Raw genomic sequence first — 19,129 nt, 5'->3', positions numbered from 1 at the left:
TTCCGTTCTTTGTACGTGAGAGGCGCGGCGATAGTCTGAGTTCAGTCAGACTTCGTCGAGCCTGCGGCCGGCGAGCGCGCGGCGAATGCTCTTGTTCATGCGGCGGGCAGCGAACTCATCGGTGGCGGCGGCAAGCTCTTTCGTCGCGGTTTCGATGGCATCGACGCTGTCCCCGCCCGTAACCGCCGCGAGCTTGACGATCAGCGCGTCAATGTTGACCCGCTCCGCTTCGTCCAGCAGTTCGCCGTCCACGCCGAGCGCCGCCTGAGATGCTTCCACCAGGCGTTGCGCATCGACCTGCGCCTCGCGCAACGCGCGAGCGCGCATGTCGACTTCTGCGGTCGTGAAGCTTTCTTCCAGCATGCGCGCGACGTCGTCATCGGCGAGACCGTAGGATGGCTTCACCACTACCGATGCCTCCACGCCCGACAATTGCTCACGCGCGAACACGGACAACAACCCGTCGGCATCCACCTGGTATGTCACCCGAATGCGCGCAGCGCCGGCGGCCATCGCGGGAATGCCGCGCAACTCGAAGCGCGCGAGCGAACGGCAGTCCGAGACCAGCTCGCGCTCGCCTTGCACGACGTGGATGGCCATTGCCGTCTGGCCGTCTTTGAAGGTGGTGAAATCCTGTGCGCGCGCGACCGGAATGGTCGAGTTGCGCGGGATGATCTTCTCGGTCAATCCGCCCATGGTCTCAACGCCGAGCGACAGCGGAATGACATCGAGCAGCAGCCAGTCCTCGCCTTCACCGCGACGATTTCCCGCCAGCAGGTCCGCCTGGATGGCAGCACCAAGCGCCACGACCTGATCCGGATCGAGATTGATCAACGGCGGCTGACCAAAGTAGGTTTCCACCGCGCGCCGGATCACCGGCATGCGCGTGGCACCGCCGACGAGCACCACGCCCTTGATCTCGGCGGGCGCCACCTTGGCGTCGCGCAAGGCCTTGCGCGTGGGGGTCAAGGTGCGGGCGACCAGCGCTTCAGCAAGCGTGGCGAAGTCGCTTTCAGTGACCGTGAAATCGATTTGCTGGCCATCGGACAACGAGACCTGGATGGTGGCTTCAGATGTATCAGACAGCGCTTCCTTCGCCGTTCGCACGCGGTCCAGCAGCAGACGCACATCTTCCGGCGTTGCTGGTGATACCTTGGATTTCACCAGCACGTGCCGATACAGCACCGCATCGAAATCGTCGCCGCCGAGCGCTGAATCGCCGCCCGCTGCGAGCACTTCGAACACACCTTTGGTGAGCTTGAGAATCGACAGATCGAAAGTGCCACCGCCCAGGTCATACACCGCGTACAAACCCTCCGATGCATTGTCCAGTCCGTACGCAATCGCCGCAGCAGTCGGTTCGTTCAAGAGGCGCAGCACGTTCAAACCGGCGAGTTTCGCGGCATCCTTCGTGGCTTGCCGCTGGGCTTCATCGAAGTACGCCGGCACCGTGATCACCGCGCCAACCAACTCGTCGGCCAGCGTGTCTTCCGCGCGATATCGCAGCGTCGCCAAGATTTCCGCCGATACTTCCACCGGGCTTTTCACGCCATCGACGGTACGAATCTGCACCATGCCCGGTGCATCGACGAAATCGTACGGCGCGTTCTCCGCCCCTTCCACTTCGCTCTTGTCGCGGCCCATGAAGCGCTTCACCGACACAATCGTGTTGCGCGGATCGAGCGCCGCTTCTTCCTTCGCCACGCGGCCGATACGCCGGCCGCCCTTCTCCAGATACCGGACCACCGAGGGCAGCAGGTAATGGCCGTCTTCGTCGGGCAGCACTTCGGCCACGCTGTTGCGCACGGCGGCAACCAGCGAGTTGGTCGTACCAAGGTCGATGCCCACGGCTACCCGCCGCTGATGCGGCGCCGGAGCCATGCCGGGTTCTGAAATTTGCAGTAAAGCCATCGTTGATCTATTGGGGGTTGGTGTCGTCTGGTTTTGTCTGGAACGCGGGCCTGGTCAAACTTAGTCGAGCTTCTCGATCTGCACGCCGATCTCGCTCGCCACGCGTTCAATAAACATCAGCTGGCGCACAGCTTCGCTCGCCGCCTGGTCCGAGTGGCTATCGATCAGCGCCGCCAGTTTCTCGAAGCGGATACGTTCCTGATCGCGCAGTTCATGGAGCAAGTCTTCGAGCGCGCCAAGATTCTTGGCGTCCGCCGCGTCCTCTATGTTTTCGCGCCATTCCATTTGCTGCATCAGGAAGGCAGGTTCCATCGCGGTGTTGTTCTCCGCGTCGGCATGCACGCCACGCAGCGACAACATATAAGTTGCACGCCTCAGCGGATCGCGCAGCGTCTGATACGCCTCGTTCGCCCGCGTGGCCCACTGCATCGCAACGCGTTTTTGCGCGTCGCCAGCGGCGGCAAAACGATCCGGATGAACCTGTGCCTGCACCGTTCGATACGCGTCATCGAGTGTTTTTGCATCGATGGCGTAGGTCAGCGGGAGGTCGAACAGATCGAAATGACTGTCGTTGAGCGTTGCCATAGTGAACTTGAGCGGAAGCAGGACAAAAAGAGACTTCTAAACCGGCGGCACTAAAGAAAAAGGCGGCACGCGCCGCCTCTTTGCTGTTCTTGCGCCGCGCTATACGCGAAACGATTCGCCGCAACCGCACTCGTCTTTCACGTTCGGGTTGTTGAACTTGAACCCTTCATTCAGCCCTTCGCGCGCGAAATCCAGCTCGGTGCCGTCGATATAAGCCAGGCTCTTCGGATCGACAATGATCTTCACGCCGGCCGTCTCGAACACCTTGTCTTCCGGCGCGAGCTCGTCCACATACTCGAGCTTGTAAGCGAGGCCCGAGCAGCCGGTTGTACGCACGCCAACGCGCAGCCCAACGCCCTTGCCGCGTCGAACCAGATACTTCTGCACGTGTTGTGCTGCTTTGTCCGTCAACGTGATTGCCATAGTCTCTCATCAGCAGCCGCTCATCCAGAGTCAATCGTTTCTCCGGTCGCCTCGCTGCAGCCTTGCTTTGAATCGAAAACCAGAGCGCCTGAAGGTAATTGATCACTAACTGATCATCCAAGCGCCCTTCCCGAAACCCGATTGCTAAGTACGTACCGCTTAAGCCGCGTGTTGCTTCGCTTCAACCGGAGCAGCTTCCGCCGTGCTCGCGCCATGACGTTGCTTGTAGTCGGCAACGGCGGCCTTGATTGCGTCTTCGGCCAGGATCGAACAGTGAATCTTCACCGGCGGCAGCGCCAGTTCTTCAGCGATGTGCGTGTTCTTGATCGTCAGCGCCTGATCCAGCGTCTTGCCCTTCACCCACTCGGTCACGAGCGAGCTGGAAGCAATAGCTGAACCGCAGCCGTACGTCTTGAACTTCGCATCTTCGATCACGCCATCCGCGCCCACGCGGATCTGCAGCTTCATCACGTCGCCGCATGCCGGCGCACCGACCATGCCGGTGCCGACGGTGTCATCGTCCTTGCCGAACGAACCGACATTGCGCGGGTTTTCGTAATGGTCCAGAACCTTGTCGCTATAAGCCATGATCAACTCCTTGAATTCGTATGCGTGTGCGTTCTAACATGTGCGCAAATGAGCCGCCGTCAGAGCGGCCAGCCAAGCGCTTAGTGCGCAGCCCACTGGATCGACGAAATGTCGATACCGTCCTTATGCATTTCCCAAAGCGGCGACAGATCGCGCAATTTCTGAATCTTGCCCTTGAGCAAGTTAATCACGTAATCCACGTCCTGCTCGGTCGTGAAGCGGCCGACCGTAAAACGGATCGAGCTGTGCGCGAGTTCGTCGTTGCGGCCAAGCGCCCGCAGCACATAAGACGGTTCCAACGAGGCCGACGTACATGCCGAACCCGACGACACCGCCACGTCCTTCACCGCCATGATCAGCGACTCGCCTTCAACAAAGTTGAAGCTGATGTTGAGGTTATGCGGCACACGGATGTCCATGTCGCCGTTCACATAGACCTCCTCCATCTCCGACAAACCCTTCAGCAAGCGGTCGCGCAACATGCGCACACGCTCGTTTTCAACGGCCATTTCTTCACGTGCGATGCGGAAAGCCTCGCCCATGCCGACGATCTGATGCGTGGCCAGCGTGCCCGAACGCATACCGCGCTCGTGACCGCCGCCGTGCATTTGCGCTTCAATGCGGATACGCGGCTTGCGACGTACGAACAACGCGCCGATACCCTTCGGGCCGTACGTCTTGTGCGCCGAAAACGACATCAGGTCGACCTTCTGCTTTTGCAGATCGATCTCGATCTTGCCGGTCGCTTGCGCTGCATCGACGTGGAATATGATGCCCTTTGCACGCGTGATCTCGCCGATGGCCGCGATGTCCTGGATCACACCAATCTCGTTGTTCACGCTCATCACGGAAACCAGGATGGTGTCAGGACGGATAGCTGCCTGAAACTTGTCCAGGTCGAGCAAACCGTCGTCCTTCACATCCAGGTACGTGACTTCGAAACCTTCACGTTCGAGTTCGCGGCAGGTATCGAGCACGGCCTTGTGCTCGGTCTTCACCGTGATGATGTGGCGGCCCTTGCTCTTATAGAAATGCGCCGCGCCCTTGATGGCGAGGTTGTCCGATTCGGTAGCACCCGACGTCCAGATGATTTCGCGCGGGTCGCAATTGACCAGCTTAGCGACGTTCTCGCGCGCTTCCTCTACCGCCCGCTCCGCATCCCAGCCGTATTGATGGCTACGGGATGCCGGATTGCCGAACTGCTCGCGCAGATACGGAATCATCTTGTCCACCACGCGCGGGTCGACCGGGGTCGTCGCGCTGTAGTCCATGTAAATGGGCAGGTGGGGAATGTCGTTGTTCATCAGTTGCTCCGGGGATTTAACTCAATTGGCTCGTTGAAGGCGAGACGGCCGCGTCATTGAATAAACGCGGCAGCCGTCAGCCGGCCAGGTTGAAAACGGAATTCGGTCCTTTCGGCGCCACGCGCACTGGTTCCACGCCCGCCGATTCGGCACGCCGGTCGCGCAATACCGCTGGCGAGCCTTCGCGTGCACGCTGCTGGTCGACGAGATCTTTCAGCGAGACAGAGTCGAGATACTCGACCATCTTCTGATTGAGCGTGGACCAGAGTTCGTGAGTCATGCAATGGCCGTCGTGCTGCTTGGTGCCTTCGCAAGCACCCTTGCCACCGCATTGCGTGGCGTCGATAGGCTCGTCCACCGCGATAATGATGTCCGCGACCGTGACGTTCTCCGCACGGCGCGCAAGATTGTATCCACCGCCCGGACCGCGCACGGACTCCACAATCTCGTGCCGGCGCAATTTGCCGAACAACTGCTCGAGATAGGACAACGAGATATGCTGGCGCTGGCTGATTCCTGCCAGCGTCACCGGGCCCTGCTCCTGGCGCAAAGCCAGGTCGATCATCGCCGTGACGGCGAAACGGCCTTTCGTGGTGAGTCTCATAATTTGTAAGCTACCGGGGGCTACCGCTAATACTGGATGATTTTGGTCAAGTATAAATAGCCTACGGATTTAGTCAAGTATCTGCGGCCATTTTCTTAGGAATTTACTGAGAATATTGTGCCAAATGACACCCGGTTCGATCACCGGGCGTCAGGCCACCAATTGCGCGCGAAGCGCTCTCAGCAAGCCTTCGCAGGCATCCTCGCACTGATCGAGCACGCGCTCGAAGCCTTCGTCGCCGCCAAAATACGGGTCGGCCACCACGCGGCTGTCGTCACGGGACGCGAACTCCATCAGCAAGCGAATCTTGTCGCGATACTCCGCCGGACACATTTCGGTCAGCGCGGCGGCGTTGGCGTCGTCCATCGCGATAAGCAGATCGAACCGCGCGAAATCTCCGCGGCTCACCTGCCGCCCGCGCAGAGGTGACAAGTCATAACCGCGCTTCCTCGCCGCGCGCTGGGCGCGTTCGTCGGGCGGCTGGCCGATATGCCAATCGCCGGTACCGGCAGAATCCACCACGATCTTGTCCGAGAGCCTGGCCCGGCCCACCTGATGCAACATCACCGCTTCGGCGCTCGGCGAACGACAGATATTGCCAAGGCACACGAAACAGACAGCGATAGAGTTCATCAGATTCCAGGCATCGTTGGGCTTGAGCGCGAACTTGAGTGCGACTCTTGAGTGCGACTCTCAACTTGGCTGCGGGGGCTCGACCACACGAGCCCGCGCGAAGCGGTCACGAATTATACAAAGGACGGCGTTTGCGCGCCCGAGCGTCCCCGTCGCCCGACCGATCGTCTCCGATCAGAACGTCTGCGAAACAGCCGTAGCAGACGTCCCATCAGCCGGTCGATACCCATTGCCCGCGTTATCGGACTCGACAAGTCCCAGCGAAATCGCACGTGCGAATTCCGCGCTGACACTGGCAGCGCTTTGCGGATGGGATGCGGCAGTCCCGGCAACCGGGTGGATCGCGTGACAGTAGCCAGCGAGTGCGAGCGGCACGAGCATCGCGACAGGCCAGTAGGTCGATATTGTCTTTTTCATTTTCAAACCCCTTCTCAGGTCCTGTGGGCTGCCGGGCCCACCTCCAGACAGTTGCATTCTAAGGGTTTGTCCTTATCCCATAAAGGTGCCGGCGCACAAAGCATTGTTGCAGTCCTGTCAACAGCGTATGACACGTCAGCGTTGTGTGTGCTGGCTACTGAGCGATTCCTGCCGCTTTCACCCTGTAACCGCGGAGATAAAACTTTACAAACTTCTTGCGACATCTCCTCCGCGAAACTGTCAGATACGTAAATAGTTTAAGGAATGCCTCCCCGCTCATGATGAAACTCACAGTTACAGGCCTGGTCCTCGCTTCGTCGGCCTTGATCGCCGGTTGCGCCGTCTACCCGGACGGCACGCCCGCTTACGCCACCGGTGGCGGCTATGCAGCCTATCCCCCCGCCTACGCGGGCTACCCTCCAGGCTACGAAGCGGGTTATGGCTATGGCGGGCCGGTCGTCCAGTCCGGCGTGATTGTTGGCGGTGGCGGATATTACGGAGGCCCTGGCCCGGGCTATTGGAACGATGGCCCGGGTAATCGCCGCCCGCCACCTCCTGGCGGCTGGGGTGACCGGGGCGGTGATCGCGGCAACCGGGGAGGAAATGGAGGCGGAGATCGGGGCGGAAATGGAGGCGCAGACCGGGGCGGAAATGGAGGCGCAGACCGGGGCGGTCATGGCGGCCCGCAAGCGGGTGGACCGCAAGGTGGCAGGCCGCCGCAGCCACAGGCGGGTAATCCGGGCCGGCCAGCGCCAGCGCCCGCACCGCAGGCGCAGCAGTCGCGCGGGTCCGCGCCGTATGTCGGCCGATCGCTCTGGGGTAAGCAGCCGGCGCAACAACCCGAGCATGATCACTAACGCTTATGTCCCGCCTGTTTTGCATGCAGAACCGCCCGAACTCTCTTCAGATTCCGGGCGGTTTTTATTGTCTGCAGAAAATCTGACCACGCCGCGCCGATCCTGCCGCCAGCCTTTCGCACTTTTCACAATACGAGATACAATCATTATTCCGCTGTTTGACGTATCAACTGATTTTCTCCATGAGCGATACGAACCCGGAATCCCGAACGTCCATACAGGTGATCGAGCGCATGATGCGTCTGCTCGACGCGCTCGCCTCGCATACCGACCCTGTCAGCCTGAAAGAACTCTCGCAGAGCACGTCGCTGCATCCGTCCACCGCGCATCGGATCCTGAACGACATGGTGACGTGCCGTCTGGTCGATCGATCGGACCCCGGCACGTATCGGCTGGGCATGCGCCTTCTCGAACTCGGCAATCTGGTGAAGGCGCGGCTCTCCGTGCGCGAAGCGGCCATGCCGCCCATGCGCGAACTGCACAAGCAGACAGGCCAGACGGTCAATCTCTCAGTGCGCCAGGGCGATGAGATCGTCTATATAGAACGGGCTTATTCTGAACGCTCCGGTATGCAGGTCGTGCGAGCGATCGGTGGCCGTGCGCCGCTGCACCTGACGTCGGTGGGGAAACTGTTTCTGGCTGCCGACGAATCTTCCCGCGTACGTGCGTACGCAACGCGAACCGGCCTCTCCGGCCACACGCAGAACAGCATTACGGATATCGGCAAGCTCGAGCGTGAATTGTCGTTCGTGCGCAGTCAGGCATGCGCCCGCGATAATGAAGAACTGGAACTGGGGGTGCGCTGCATCGCCGCTGGCATCTACGACGACACCGGGCGGCTCGTCGCCGGCCTGTCGCTTTCGGCGCCTGCGGACCGGCTGCAAGACTCGTGGCTGCATCAACTGAGCGGCACCGCGTTGGAGATTTCGCGTTCGCTCGGATATCGTCCGGAAGCTAGCGCGGATTCGCAGCAGCGCTGACATTTCCCGTGTGAGCACGAAGGATTCGCAGCATTCTCACGCGATAAAAAAACCGGCCTTATCGAGAGATAAGGCCGGTTTTTTTAACTTTGAGACTCAAACGATTCAGGTACCACCGCCACCCGCATCGGCGCTGGTGATATGCGGCTCGCCAGCGGTCTCCAGGAAACCGCGCAAACGGCCGGCGTCGGCGAAACGTGAATACTTGCCTGACGAATCCAGCAAGACCATCACGACCGGACGGCCATGAATGGTCGTCTGCATCACCATGCATTCGCCTGCTTCGTTAATGAAACCGGTCTTCTGCAAGCCGATGTCCCAGCTCGGATTCCGGATCAGTGCATTCGTGCTGTTGTAGGCAATATTGCGCTTGCCGGTGAACACGTCATAGCTGCGATCGGTCGAGAACTTGCGGATCAGCGGATACTGATACGCCGCATTCACCATTTTCACGAGATCGCGGGCGCTCGATACATTCTGGCTCGTCAACCCGGTCGAGTTTTCGAAGTGCGTGTCGGTCATGCCGAGCATCTTCGCTTTAGCGTTCATCGCAGCGATAAAGCCAGGACGCCCATTCGGGTAATAACGCGACAAAGCGGCAGCCGCGCGATTTTCCGACGCCATTAGCGCGATATGCAGCATGTCTTCGCGGTTGAGCTCAGAGCCGACCGAAAGCCGCGAACCCGTGAATTTTTCGTAGTCACGATCTTCGTCCGTGACGCTAATGTCTTCGGTCAGCGGCGCCTTCGAATCCAGCACCACCATGGCCGTCATCAGCTTCGTGATCGAAGCGATAGGCACCACAGCGCGCGAGTTTTTATCGAAGAGTGTTTCTGCTGTGTTCTGGTCCACGACGTACGCAACGCTTGAGCGCAACGCAAGGCTGTCCGGAGTTTCGTGCAGGCCGAACGCCTGGCCAACGGTAGGCGGACGCGGCTGGAACGCCACCGAGCGTACAGCGGCACGGCGGCCGTGCGCGTCCATCCGGTAACTTACACGATGCCGGCGAGTGGCACGGGGCACCTCGTCATCTTGCACCGCAGCGATAGGAGCGACCTTCACACCCTTCTCCGCCTTGGCGGAACGCGCAGCAATTTTCGACGATTTGACGGTTTTAGCTTGCGGCGCAGTGGCTGCGCCTTTAGCCAGCTTCTTGGTGGATTTCGAGGTTGAGGTCTTGGCAAAAGCGTCGACCGGTGCGGCCGCGAAAGACGTCGCGAGCGCCACCGACACGGCGACCGACAGCGCAGTGCGGACTGCAACGCCGTGGATCACCCTGAGCGACGAAAACATTTCGGTTTTCATTAGTGTTCTGTTCTGGACCGGCGAGAGAGTGTCGCCAGTGTAGTAAAGCTTCGAAAAATTAGCAATATTAAGCACTTATCCGCGCTACTTAAACCGGTTTGTAAGACGCGATTTATCGGAGCGAACAAATTCTGTGTTCCGATCGTAAAAAATCATCGCCGATGATGCAATCGTTTTCACTGCGATGCTTCACTGCCCGACCTTGGCTATCAGCCTCTTATCGGCAATAGTTTGTAAATCTTGAGGAAGATTTTTCATCCTGCGCTCAAGGCAAAAATTTCACTAATAACGTGGACAGCGACAGGAAACGAAGCTTTTCGGCAAGACATGCCGATTCTCAACCGGCATTTCGACCGCTATCGAAAGTTTTTGTTCACACAAACTTTGACAATGTCGGCCGATCTCGGATGTTAACGTCGGGTTAACACATTTGGTTTACTGAGTTTCAAACCGTTTCAAATGAAATCTGCCGAACGCAGTGTATCGGGTGCGCTTGAATCGCGCCGGGCACCGAATGCGACTGCGGCAAGTTGAATGGTCTGGAGATGAATGTCGACGGTGACGTCTATATCGCGACCGTACCCACCGGCCATTGTTATTGCCACGGGTAAATCTCGCCCGGCCGCGGCGCTGAACACGAGGGAATCGCGCCTGGCGAGGCCTTCGACACTCAGCGCGAGCCGTCCCAGGCGGTCGTCGACGTGCGGGTCGGCGCCTGCCAGATAGATCAGCACGGCGGGTTCAAAGCGCTCGAACATCGTCGATAAAGCCCCGGAAAGCGCCTCTATATAGGCGTCGTCGCCGCAGCCGTCGGGCAGCGCGACATCGAGATCGCTGATCTCCTTGCTGAACGGGTAATTCGATGTGCCGTGCAGCGACAGCGTGAATACACTCGGATCGTTCTGGAAAATAGCGGCGGTGCCATTGCCCTGATGCACGTCCAGATCCACGATCGCTATAGGAGGCGTTCGCTCGCCTCGCTCCCGTGCCTCGGCTTGTAGCGCCCGGGCAGCGACGGCCGCGTCGTTGAATACACAGAATCCTGCACCATGGGACCCGTATGAATGATGCGTGCCGCCCGCCAGATTTACCGCGAAACCACCCTGACAGGCGGCATGGCACGCGGCGATCGTCGCCCCGACAGAGCGCCGGGAGCGCTCCACCATTTCCAGCGACCACGGAAACCCAATCTCGCGCTGCTCACGCGCATCCAGTGCTCCTGTCAGAACACGCTCGATGTAATCGGCCTCATGAACGCGCGCCAGTTCAAAATCAGCCGCGATCGGCGCCTCATCCAACACGACATTGGGCAATTCAGCCTGCACCCGCTCCCGGAGCAAACGATATTTCTGCATAGGAAATCGATGGCCAGCCGGCAGCGGCAAAACGAATCGATCGCTATAAAAGGCTTTCATTCGAAACTAAATTCCATTTTTCCAGAATTGACGTCAGTGTACGAACAGCGCTTGTGCCTTTCGCCCCAAGCTGGTGCAACGCATCTCGAAATGTAGTTCCACTACAAATGAGTGCGCTCGTAAGCCATTGTTTAATAAGCAATCGTAGGATGTTGCATTGCACAAAAAGATGCTTGACATCTTTAGGAATATGCCTAGAATAGGCTCCATGTTGCGACGCACCAATAGCCAATCGCCTCATACGGTTTCCGGATTTCCGGTCGCCGCCAAAACCCACGACCCGCGCTGATGATGGGTCGACTCTTTCAGGAGCGTGACATGACCCTTTTGACCCCGGAACAAATCGCCGCTGCAAACAAAGCTCAATTCGACACCCTCTTCGGCCTGACGAACAAGGCATTTGAAGGTCTGGAAAAGCTGCTTGAACTGAATCTGCAAGTTGTGAAGTCGACACTGGCTGAAAGCCAGGAAAACGCGCAACGCGTGTTGTCGGTGAAGGATGCGCAAGAACTGCTCGCACTGCAAGCCAGCCTGGCTCAGCCGGTTGCGGAAAAGGCGCTGTCGTATGGCCGCCATCTGTATGAAATCGCATCGTCGACGCAAGCTGAATTTGCCCGCGTCGCCGAAGAGCAGTACGAAGACCAGAACCGCAAGGTGCAAACGCTCGTAGAAAACGTCGCGAAGAACGCACCGGCAGGTTCGGAAACGGCTGTCGCCGTGATGAAGTCGGCCATCACCGCCGCCAACACCACGTACGAAACGATCCACAAGGCAAGCAAGCAAGCTGTTGAGATCGCGGAAAGCAACTTTAACGCAGCCGCTACGGCCGCTACGAAGGCTGCATCGCAAGCTACGGCTCAAGCGTCGCGCGCCGCCAAGAAGACTGTCTAAGCGAGTTCATTCGCACGCGGTGGGCGCCGGAAACTTTGGCGTAACCGCGAGACGATCAGGTCGAATGGAAAACCGTTCCAACGAAAGTTGGAGCGGTTTTTTTCATGCTCTCTCCGTCTAAGGAACCGCGTCCAGCGTCAACACCCGGAGAAACAAAAGCGGCGCGTTCGTCAGAGAACGCGCCGCTTTTTTCAACCATCCGGCAGCACCCTACTTCTTGCGCTGCGGCGGCAGGTCCGTGCACACGCCTTCGTACAGCTCAGCGGCCATGCCTATCGATTCGCCGAGCGTCGGGTGCGGATGGATCGTCTTGCCGATATCCTCCGCGTCCGCGCCCATCTCGATTGCAAGACACACTTCGCTGATCAGGTCGCCCGCATTCGTCCCGACGATCCCGCCGCCGATGATCCGGTGCGTTTCTTCGTCGAAGATGAGCTTGGTGAAACCCTCGTCGCGACCGTTCGCAATCGCCCGGCCCGACGCAGCCCACGGGAACGTGGCCTTGCCGTACTTGATGCCTTCGGCCTTGCACTGGTCTTCGGTCTTGCCGGCCCACGCCACTTCGGGATCGGTGTAAGCGACGGACGGAATCTGCAATGCGTCGAAGTACGCCTTTTCGCCATGCGCGGCTTCCGCTGCAACGTGGCCTTCGTGCACGGCCTTGTGGGCGAGCATCGGCTGGCCAACCAGATCGCCGATAGCAAAAATATGCTCGACGTTCGTACGCAACTGCTTGTCCACGTTGATGAACCCGCGATCGGTCACCGCCACCCCGGCCTTGTCCGCGCCGATCTTGCCACCGTTCGGGCTGCGGCCGACGGCGACAAGCACGAGGTCATAACGTTGTGCTTCAGCGGGCGCTTTCTCGCCTTCGAAGCTCACGTAGATGCCGTCGTCCTTCGCTTCCGCCTTGGTCGTTTTCGTCTTGAGCATGACGTTCGCGAAACGCTTGGCGTTGAACTTCTCCCACACCTTCACGAGGTCACGATCCGCGCCGGCCATCAGGACATCGAGCATTTCCACGACATCGATCTCCGCGCCCAGCGACGCATACACCGTCGCCATCTCCAGGCCGATAATGCCGCCGCCGATCACGAGCATGCGCTTCGGGATCTGACGCAATTCGAGCGCGCCGGTTGAATCCACAACGCGCGGATCTTCCGGCATGAACGGCAGCTTCACGGCTTGCGAGCCCGCCGCGATGATCGCCTTCTTGAACTGCACGACTTTTTTGCCGCCCTCGCCTTCGATCTCCATGTGATTTGGGCCGACAAACTTGCCGACACCCGTGACCACCTGGACCTTGCGCGCCTTCGCCATGCCGGCCAGTCCGCCGGTCAGTTTCTTGACGACGCCCGACTTGAATTCGCGGAGTTTGTCGAGATCGATCGTCGGTTCACCGAAGGAAATGCCGTGGTGTGCGAGCTCCTTCGCGGCGTCGGTGATCGCGGCAGCGTGAAGCAAGGCTTTCGACGGAATGCAGCCAACGTTCAGGCATACGCCGCCAAGCGTTGCATAACGCTCGACAATGACCGTGTTCATGCCGAGGTCAGCCGCGCGGAACGCGGCCGAATAGCCGCCGGGGCCAGCGCCGAGCACGAGCATGTCGCATTCGATATCGGCGGAACCGGAGAATGACGCGGCCTTCGGTGCGGGTGCAGCAGTCGCTTTTTCGGCTGGCTGCGGCGCGGCGGTCTTCGGTTTTTCCTCGACCTCGCTGACACCGCCGCCCTGGCGTTCGAGCGTGAGAATCAACGTGCCTTCGGAGACGGTGTCACCAATCTTGACCTTGACTTCCTTGACCGTGCCCGCTGCGGGCGACGGTACGTCCATGGTCGCTTTATCGGATTCGAGCGTGACGAGCGATTGTTCTTTCTCGACGGTGTCACCCGCCTTCACATGAATTTCGATAACCGGGATGTCGGTGAAATCGCCGATGTCCGGCACCTTCACGTCTTGCGATCCACCGGCTGCGGGCTTTTGTTCAGCGGGCTTGGGCGCGGCGGCTTCTTTCGGCGCCGGCGCATCGGCTTTTGCCGCGGCGGGCTTTCCAGCGGGCGCTGCCGGCGCTGCGGGCTTTTCGCTGCCGGCATCAGCCGTTTCCACCAATGCGATCACGGTGCCTTGCGAGACTTTATCGCCGGCTTTGACCTTGACTTCCTTGACCGTGCCGACGAGGTCGCTCGGGACTTCGATGGACGCTTTATCGGATTCGAGGGTCAGGACGCCTTGTTCTTTTTCGATGGCGTCGCCGGCTTTGATATTCACTTCGACGACATCGACGTCTTGGAAATCGCCGATATCGGGTACTTTAAGTTCGGTGAGACTCATGGTGTCCCCTAAGAAGGAAGCGGGCAGAACCAAAGGATGCAACGCGTAGCCCTTGGTTCTGCCGTCGGCAGACTTGCCTTTCTTTGCTGAGTGCAGTGCGATGCAGGTTCAATGAGGCGGTTGGCGGACCCATAAAGCGGCCCGCCAAGCCACCAACCTCAAAGACTCACGCGACGGAAATCCGCCAGCACGGCAGAAAGGTAAGCATTGAACCGCGCGGCCTCGGCGCCATCGATTACCCGATGATCGTACGACAGCGACAAAGGCAGAATCAGGCGAGGTACAAACGCCTTGCCGTCCCACACCGGCTTCATCGCGCCCCGCGACAACCCTAAAATTGCCACTTCAGGTGCATTGATGATCGGCGTGAAATGCGTTCCTCCGATGCCACCCAGCGACGAAATCGAGAAACATCCGCCTTGCATCTGATCCGGCTTCAGCTTGCCCTCACGCGCTGCCTTGGACAGATCGGCCATTTCGCGGGCGACATCGACGAGACCCTTCTTGTCCGCGTCGCGAATCACCGGAACCATCAAACCGTTCGGGGTATCGGCGGCAAAACCGACGTTGTAATACTGCTTGAAGACGAGGTTATCGCCGTCGAGGCTCGCGTTGAACGTCGGGAATTTCTTCAACGCGGCAACCACCGCCTTGATCACGAATGCGAGCATGGTGAACTTCACGCCGGCCTTTTCGTTTTCCTTGTTCAGCGTCACACGCAGCGCTTCCAGGTCGGTGATATCGGCTTCGTCGTTGTTCGTGACGTGCGGAATCATCACCCAGTTACGATGCAGATTCGCACCCGAAATCTTCTTGATGCGCGACAGCGGCTTCGGATCGACCGGACCGAACTTCGTAAAGTCGACCTTCGGCCATGGCAGCAGGTTCAACTCGCCGCCACCGGCCGGCGCTGCGGCGGCTGCCGCCGGCGCTTTACCCTGGCCGCTCATCACACCCTTCACGAACGCGGTCACGTCAGCTTGCGTGATGCGGTTCTTCGGGCCCGTGCCCTTGACGGACGCAACATCGACGCCCAGTTCGCGCGCAAATTTGCGCACCGACGGTGATGCATGACTCGACGTATGCGAGCCGCCTTCGCCCGCCGGAATAGCCGGGGCGAGCGCGAGTGCGGACGGCGCTTCTTTCTGAGCCGGCGCGGATTTAGGCGCTGCGTCTGCAGGCGCTGACTGCTTCGGTGCTGCAGCAGGCGCGGCTGCGGGCGCGGCCGCTGAAGCGGACCCTTCACCGCCTTCCAGCACGAGAATCAACGTGCCTTCCGAGACGTTGTCACCCACCTTGACCTTCAGTTCCTTGACCGTGCCCGCTGCGGGCGACGGCACGTCCATGGTGGCTTTGTCGGATTCGAGCGTAACGAGCGATTGCTCTTTCTCGACCTTGTCGCCGACCTTCACGTTCACTTCGATGACCGGAATGTCCTTGAAGTCGCCGATATCCGGCACCTTCACTTCAACCGATCCACCGCCCGACGATGCAGCCGGGGCAGCCGCCGCGGGAGCCTTCTCCTGGGCAGGCGCTTCAGCGGGTTTCTCAGCGGCCTTCGGCGTAGCAGCAGCGCCGGAATCAGCCGCTTCCAGGACGACGATCAACGCGCCTTCGGACACGTTGTCGCCAACCTTGACCTTCACTTCCTTCACGACGCCGGCGGCCGAACTGGGCACGTCCATGGTCGCTTTATCGGATTCCAGCGTGACGAGCGATTGCTCCTTCTCGACGGTGTCACCCACTTTCACCAGCACCTCGATCACCGGAATGTCCGTGTAATCGCCGATATCCGGCACCTTGACTTCGATCGCTTGACTCATTGTTTATTGTCTCCTGGGTCGCGACGCGAAAATCGCCCCGCCACGAGGCTAAAGCCCAAGGGCAAGGCGACTTCGCGCAACAACGCTCGGGGGCCGATGCGTTAAACCGTCATCGGGTTGGGTTTGGCGGGGTCGAGCGCGTACTTCGCGATCGCGTCGGCGACAACCTTGCGTTCGATCGTGCCTTCGTCGGCCAGCGCGTTGAGCGCCGCGACAGTGACCCAGTAGCGGTCGACTTCGAAGAAATGGCGGAGTTTCTCGCGCGTGTCCGAACGGCCATAACCGTCCGTGCCGAGCACGACAAACTTGTTCGGCACATAACCGCGAATCTGGTCGACGAGCGCACGCACATAATCCGTCGATGCCACCACCGGACCTTTTGCGTCCTTCAGCAGCTTCGTCACGTGCGAGACCTGGCGTTCTTCGGTCGGGTGCAGCAGGTTCCAGCGCTCCACTTGCGCGCCTTCGCGTGCCAGTTCCGTAAAGCTCGGGACGCTCCAGAGATCGGCGGCGACGTTCCAGTCGTTCTTCAGCAGGTCAGCAGCGGCGATCACTTCATTGAAGATCGTGCCCGCGCCCATCAGTTGAACGCGCGGCGCTTTAGCGTCGGCATCCGATTTGCGGAACGAGTACATGCCCTTGATGATGTCGGCGGCTACGCCATCACCCTGCGGGATCGCCGGATGTTCGTAATTCTCGTTCATCACCGTGACGTAGTAGTACACGTCTTCCTGATCCGCCACCATGCGACGCAAACCGTCCTGCATGATCACCGCGAGTTCGTAACCGAAGGTCGGGTCGTAGCTCACGCAGTTCGGCACCGACGCCGCCCACATCAACGAATGGCCGTCTTCGTGCTGCAGGCCTTCGCCGTTCAGCGTCGTACGTCCAGCCGTGCCGCCCAGCAGGAAGCCGCGCGAACGCATGTCGCCCGCTGCCCATGCGAGATCGCCAATACGCTGGAAGCCGAACATGGAATAGAAGATGTAGAACGGGATCATGATCTCGCCGTGCGTCGAATACGACGTCGCGGCCGCGATCCAGTCACACATCCCGCCAGCTTCGTTGATCCCTTCCTGCAGGATCTGGCCGGTTTCCGATTCGCGATAGAACATCAACTGGTCGGAGTCTTCCGGCACGTACTTCTGGCCGTCCTGATTCCAGATACCGATCTGGCGGAACAAACCTTCCATACCAAACGTACGCGATTCATCCGGCACGATTGGCACGATGCGTTTGCCGAGCGCCTTGTCCTTCAGCAGGATGTTGAGAATCCGCACGAACGCCATGGTCGTGGAGATCTCGCGTCCCGGCCCCGTGCCCTTCAACACCGGTTCGAACGCCGACAGATCCGGCACCGGCAGCGATTCGGCTTTCTGACGGCGCGCCGGCAGATAACCACCGAGTTCCTGGCGGCGAGCGCGCATGTACTCGAGTTCCTTCGACCCTTCTTCGAACTCCAGATACGGCACGTCGGCGATCTTGTCGTCGGGGATCGGCAGCTTGAACTGATCGCGGAACTTCATCAGCTGATCAGTGTGCAGCTTCTTCTGCTGGTGCGTGATGTTCATGGCCTGACCCGCTTCGCCCATGCCATAACCCTTGATGGTCTTGGCGAGGATGACGGTCGGCTGACCCTTCGTCTTCGATGCTTCCGAATACGCCGCGTAGATCTTGTGCGGATCATGGCCGCCGCGATTCAGGTTCCAGATGTCCTCGTCGGACCATTCCGCCACCATCGCCTTGAGTTCCGGCGTGTTGAAGAAATGCTCGCGCACGTAGGCGCCCGACTCCGACTTGTAGGTCTGGTATTCACCGTCGACCACTTCCATCATCCGGCGCATCAGCGCACCGGTTTTATCGCGGGCGAAGAGCGAGTCCCAGCGGCTGCCCCACACCACCTTGATCACGTTCCAGCCGGCGCCGCGGAATTCGCTTTCGAGTTCCTGGATGATCTTGCCGTTGCCGCGAACCGGGCCGTCGAGACGCTGCAGGTTGCAGTTGATCACGAAGACAAGGTTGTCGAGCCGTTCACGGCCGGCCATGCCGATCGCGCCGAGCGATTCCGGTTCGTCCGTTTCGCCGTCGCCCAAGAATGCCCACACCTTGCGGCTGCCTGCCGTGATGATGCCGCGCGCGTCCAGGTACTTCATGAAGCGCGCCTGATAGATCGCCATGATTGGGCCAAGGCCCATGGACACCGTCGGGAACTGCCAGAAGTCCGGCATCAGCCATGGATGCGGATACGAAGAAATGCCTTCGCCGCCCACTTCCTGGCGGAAATTATCGAGCTGACTTGCTTTCAGGCGGCCAAGCAAGAACGCGCGCGAGTACACACCCGGCGACGAATGCCCCTGCACGAACACGAGATCGCCGCCATGTTCGGGGGACGGTGCGTGCCAAAAATGGTTGAAGCCGACGTCATACAGCGTGGCCGCCGACGCGAACGAAGCAATGTGCCCGCCCACGTTCGTATCCTTGCCCGCGCGCAGCACCATGGCGATGGCGTTCCAACGCGTGTACGAGCGGATCTTGTGTTCGATGTCCTGGTCGCCAGGAATCTTCGACTGGGCAGCGACCGGAATGGTGTTGATGTACGGCGTGTTAGCTGAAAACGGCAGATGTTCGCCGTGCACGCGCGCAAATTCAATCTGCTTTTCGATCAGGTAGTGGGCACGATCCGGGCCTACTGCCGAAATCACGCCGTCGAGGGCTTCTAGCCACTCAGCAGTTTCCTGGGGATCTTCGTCGTCCTTGGCGTTGGCGACATATTTCATCACTTCGTCGGGTACAGCGGACATGCTCGTCTCCTGATTTGAGGAACGCTCTGTGAACAGACGACGCGAGCCATTCAGCCATCCGCAAGACTCAATCGCGGAAAACAATGAGGGACAAGCGCGCGTGCGGCAATTCTAAAGAGCCTCAGAACGGTAGTGCAAGCAATTTTTCGAATCATGAGACTCAATCTCATAATGCGGAAAAATGCTGCAATGCACCGTGTGACAAGGACTTTTTGATGGCCGCGTTGGTGTCCTTGCGATCAATTGCGGGCCTTTTCCCGT

Annotated in this window: 16 protein-coding genes; 3 read left to right on the top strand and 13 right to left on the bottom strand. The window is 59.6% G+C overall.

The features are described from left to right. Positions 1–45: 45 nt before the first annotated feature. The 8 genes from hscA to BSU04_RS39340 all read right to left on the bottom strand — a co-directional run bounded on the left by hscA (position 46) and on the right by BSU04_RS39340 (position 6,465). Positions 46–1,911, bottom strand: coding sequence for a Fe-S protein assembly chaperone HscA (hscA, locus tag BSU04_RS39375; protein WP_089165625.1), 1,866 nt, complete (start codon positions 1,909–1,911; stop codon positions 46–48). A gap of 60 nt (positions 1,912–1,971) precedes the next feature. Continuing rightward, positions 1,972–2,496, bottom strand: a complete 525-nt coding sequence (hscB, locus tag BSU04_RS39370) for a Fe-S protein assembly co-chaperone HscB (RefSeq protein WP_089165624.1) — start codon at positions 2,494–2,496, stop codon at positions 1,972–1,974. 99 nt (positions 2,497–2,595) lie between these two features. Continuing rightward, positions 2,596–2,919 carry an iron-sulfur cluster assembly protein IscA gene (gene iscA, locus BSU04_RS39365; RefSeq protein WP_089165623.1) on the bottom strand — a complete coding sequence of 108 codons (324 nt, stop codon included), beginning with the start codon at positions 2,917–2,919 and terminating at the stop codon, positions 2,596–2,598. Positions 2,920–3,078: 159 nt separating this feature from the next. Further along, the gene (iscU, locus tag BSU04_RS39360; protein WP_089165622.1) at positions 3,079–3,507 is read right to left on the bottom strand and encodes a Fe-S cluster assembly scaffold IscU; all 429 of its coding nucleotides are present in this window, start codon (positions 3,505–3,507) and stop codon (positions 3,079–3,081) included. A gap of 80 nt (positions 3,508–3,587) precedes the next feature. Next, positions 3,588–4,811, bottom strand: coding sequence for an IscS subfamily cysteine desulfurase (locus BSU04_RS39355; RefSeq protein ID WP_089165621.1), 1,224 nt, complete (start codon positions 4,809–4,811; stop codon positions 3,588–3,590). A gap of 76 nt (positions 4,812–4,887) precedes the next feature. Continuing rightward, positions 4,888–5,415: a Fe-S cluster assembly transcriptional regulator IscR gene (iscR, locus tag BSU04_RS39350; RefSeq protein ID WP_047896460.1), complete on the bottom strand. Its 528-nt coding sequence runs from the start codon at positions 5,413–5,415 to the stop codon at positions 4,888–4,890. A gap of 150 nt (positions 5,416–5,565) precedes the next feature. After that, positions 5,566–6,048: a low molecular weight protein-tyrosine-phosphatase gene (locus BSU04_RS39345; protein WP_089165620.1), complete on the bottom strand. Its 483-nt coding sequence runs from the start codon at positions 6,046–6,048 to the stop codon at positions 5,566–5,568. Between the two features lie 174 nt (positions 6,049–6,222). After that, complete coding sequence (locus BSU04_RS39340; RefSeq protein ID WP_089165619.1) at positions 6,223–6,465, bottom strand: hypothetical protein; 243 nt, start codon at positions 6,463–6,465, stop codon at positions 6,223–6,225. Between the two features lie 278 nt (positions 6,466–6,743). Here BSU04_RS39340 and BSU04_RS48295 point away from each other — a divergent pair, with 278 nt between their 5' ends. Together BSU04_RS48295 and BSU04_RS39330 are read left to right on the top strand one after the other, a co-directional pair. Further along, on the top strand, positions 6,744–7,322 hold the full coding sequence (locus tag BSU04_RS48295; RefSeq protein WP_256983809.1) for a hypothetical protein: 579 nt from the start codon (positions 6,744–6,746) through the stop codon (positions 7,320–7,322). 182 nt (positions 7,323–7,504) lie between these two features. Continuing rightward, the gene (locus tag BSU04_RS39330) at positions 7,505–8,302 is read left to right on the top strand and encodes an IclR family transcriptional regulator (protein ID WP_089165694.1); all 798 of its coding nucleotides are present in this window, start codon (positions 7,505–7,507) and stop codon (positions 8,300–8,302) included. Between the two features lie 105 nt (positions 8,303–8,407). Here BSU04_RS39330 and pbpG read toward each other — a convergent pair whose 3' ends face one another. After that, positions 8,408–9,607, bottom strand: coding sequence for a D-alanyl-D-alanine endopeptidase (pbpG, locus tag BSU04_RS39325; RefSeq protein WP_089165618.1), 1,200 nt, complete (start codon positions 9,605–9,607; stop codon positions 8,408–8,410). Between the two features lie 455 nt (positions 9,608–10,062). Further along, positions 10,063–11,022 carry a histone deacetylase family protein gene (locus BSU04_RS39320; RefSeq protein ID WP_089165617.1) on the bottom strand — a complete coding sequence of 320 codons (960 nt, stop codon included), beginning with the start codon at positions 11,020–11,022 and terminating at the stop codon, positions 10,063–10,065. 318 nt (positions 11,023–11,340) lie between these two features. Between BSU04_RS39320 and BSU04_RS39315 the strand changes: the two genes are divergently transcribed. Further along, entirely contained in the window at positions 11,341–11,913 is a 573-nt protein-coding gene (locus BSU04_RS39315; protein WP_031363884.1) for a phasin family protein, read from the top strand. 210 nt (positions 11,914–12,123) lie between these two features. Here the strand turns inward: BSU04_RS39315 and lpdA are convergent, their stop codons facing one another. From lpdA to aceE, 3 genes are all read right to left on the bottom strand, one after another. Then, positions 12,124–14,244: a dihydrolipoyl dehydrogenase gene (gene lpdA, locus BSU04_RS39310; RefSeq protein WP_089165616.1), complete on the bottom strand. Its 2,121-nt coding sequence runs from the start codon at positions 14,242–14,244 to the stop codon at positions 12,124–12,126. A gap of 158 nt (positions 14,245–14,402) precedes the next feature. After that, positions 14,403–16,067 (bottom strand): dihydrolipoyllysine-residue acetyltransferase, encoded by a 1,665-nt coding sequence (aceF, locus tag BSU04_RS39305; protein WP_089165615.1) that lies wholly within the window; start codon positions 16,065–16,067, stop codon positions 14,403–14,405. Between the two features lie 101 nt (positions 16,068–16,168). Continuing rightward, positions 16,169–18,868 carry a pyruvate dehydrogenase (acetyl-transferring), homodimeric type gene (gene aceE / locus BSU04_RS39300; protein WP_089165614.1) on the bottom strand — a complete coding sequence of 900 codons (2,700 nt, stop codon included), beginning with the start codon at positions 18,866–18,868 and terminating at the stop codon, positions 16,169–16,171. Positions 18,869–19,129 lie beyond the last annotated feature (261 nt).

Origin of the sequence: Caballeronia sordidicola (assembly GCF_002220365.1) — a bacterium.
In the GTDB taxonomy this organism is placed as follows: Bacteria; Pseudomonadota; Gammaproteobacteria; order Burkholderiales; family Burkholderiaceae; genus Caballeronia; species Caballeronia sordidicola_C.
Note: the sequence above shows the minus strand (reverse complement) of the source record. Positions and strands in the feature narration are given on the sequence as shown.

Bases quoted from the DNA above. Each gene is read 5' to 3' on its own strand.
- hscB (WP_089165624.1), bottom strand. From the start codon at position 2,496: ATGGCAACGCTCAACGACAGTCATTTCGATCTGTTCGACCTCCCGCTG.
- hscA (WP_089165625.1), bottom strand. From the start codon at position 1,911: ATGGCTTTACTGCAAATTTCAGAACCCGGCATGGCTCCGGCGCCGCAT.
- BSU04_RS39320 (WP_089165617.1), bottom strand. From the start codon at position 11,022: ATGAAAGCCTTTTATAGCGATCGATTCGTTTTGCCGCTGCCGGCTGGC.
- iscR (WP_047896460.1), bottom strand. From the start codon at position 5,415: ATGAGACTCACCACGAAAGGCCGTTTCGCCGTCACGGCGATGATCGAC.
- iscA (WP_089165623.1), bottom strand. From the start codon at position 2,919: ATGGCAATCACGTTGACGGACAAAGCAGCACAACACGTGCAGAAGTAT.
- aceE (WP_089165614.1), bottom strand. From the start codon at position 18,868: ATGTCCGCTGTACCCGACGAAGTGATGAAATATGTCGCCAACGCCAAG.
- pbpG (WP_089165618.1), bottom strand. From the start codon at position 9,607: ATGAAAACCGAAATGTTTTCGTCGCTCAGGGTGATCCACGGCGTTGCA.
- BSU04_RS39355 (WP_089165621.1), bottom strand. From the start codon at position 4,811: ATGAACAACGACATTCCCCACCTGCCCATTTACATGGACTACAGCGCG.
- BSU04_RS39330 (WP_089165694.1), top strand. From the start codon at position 7,505: ATGAGCGATACGAACCCGGAATCCCGAACGTCCATACAGGTGATCGAG.
- BSU04_RS39340 (WP_089165619.1), bottom strand. From the start codon at position 6,465: ATGAAAAAGACAATATCGACCTACTGGCCTGTCGCGATGCTCGTGCCG.
- BSU04_RS39315 (WP_031363884.1), top strand. From the start codon at position 11,341: ATGACCCTTTTGACCCCGGAACAAATCGCCGCTGCAAACAAAGCTCAA.
- BSU04_RS39345 (WP_089165620.1), bottom strand. From the start codon at position 6,048: ATGAACTCTATCGCTGTCTGTTTCGTGTGCCTTGGCAATATCTGTCGT.
- lpdA (WP_089165616.1), bottom strand. From the start codon at position 14,244: ATGAGTCTCACCGAACTTAAAGTACCCGATATCGGCGATTTCCAAGAC.
- aceF (WP_089165615.1), bottom strand. From the start codon at position 16,067: ATGAGTCAAGCGATCGAAGTCAAGGTGCCGGATATCGGCGATTACACG.
- iscU (WP_089165622.1), bottom strand. From the start codon at position 3,507: ATGGCTTATAGCGACAAGGTTCTGGACCATTACGAAAACCCGCGCAAT.
- BSU04_RS48295 (WP_256983809.1), top strand. From the start codon at position 6,744: ATGATGAAACTCACAGTTACAGGCCTGGTCCTCGCTTCGTCGGCCTTG.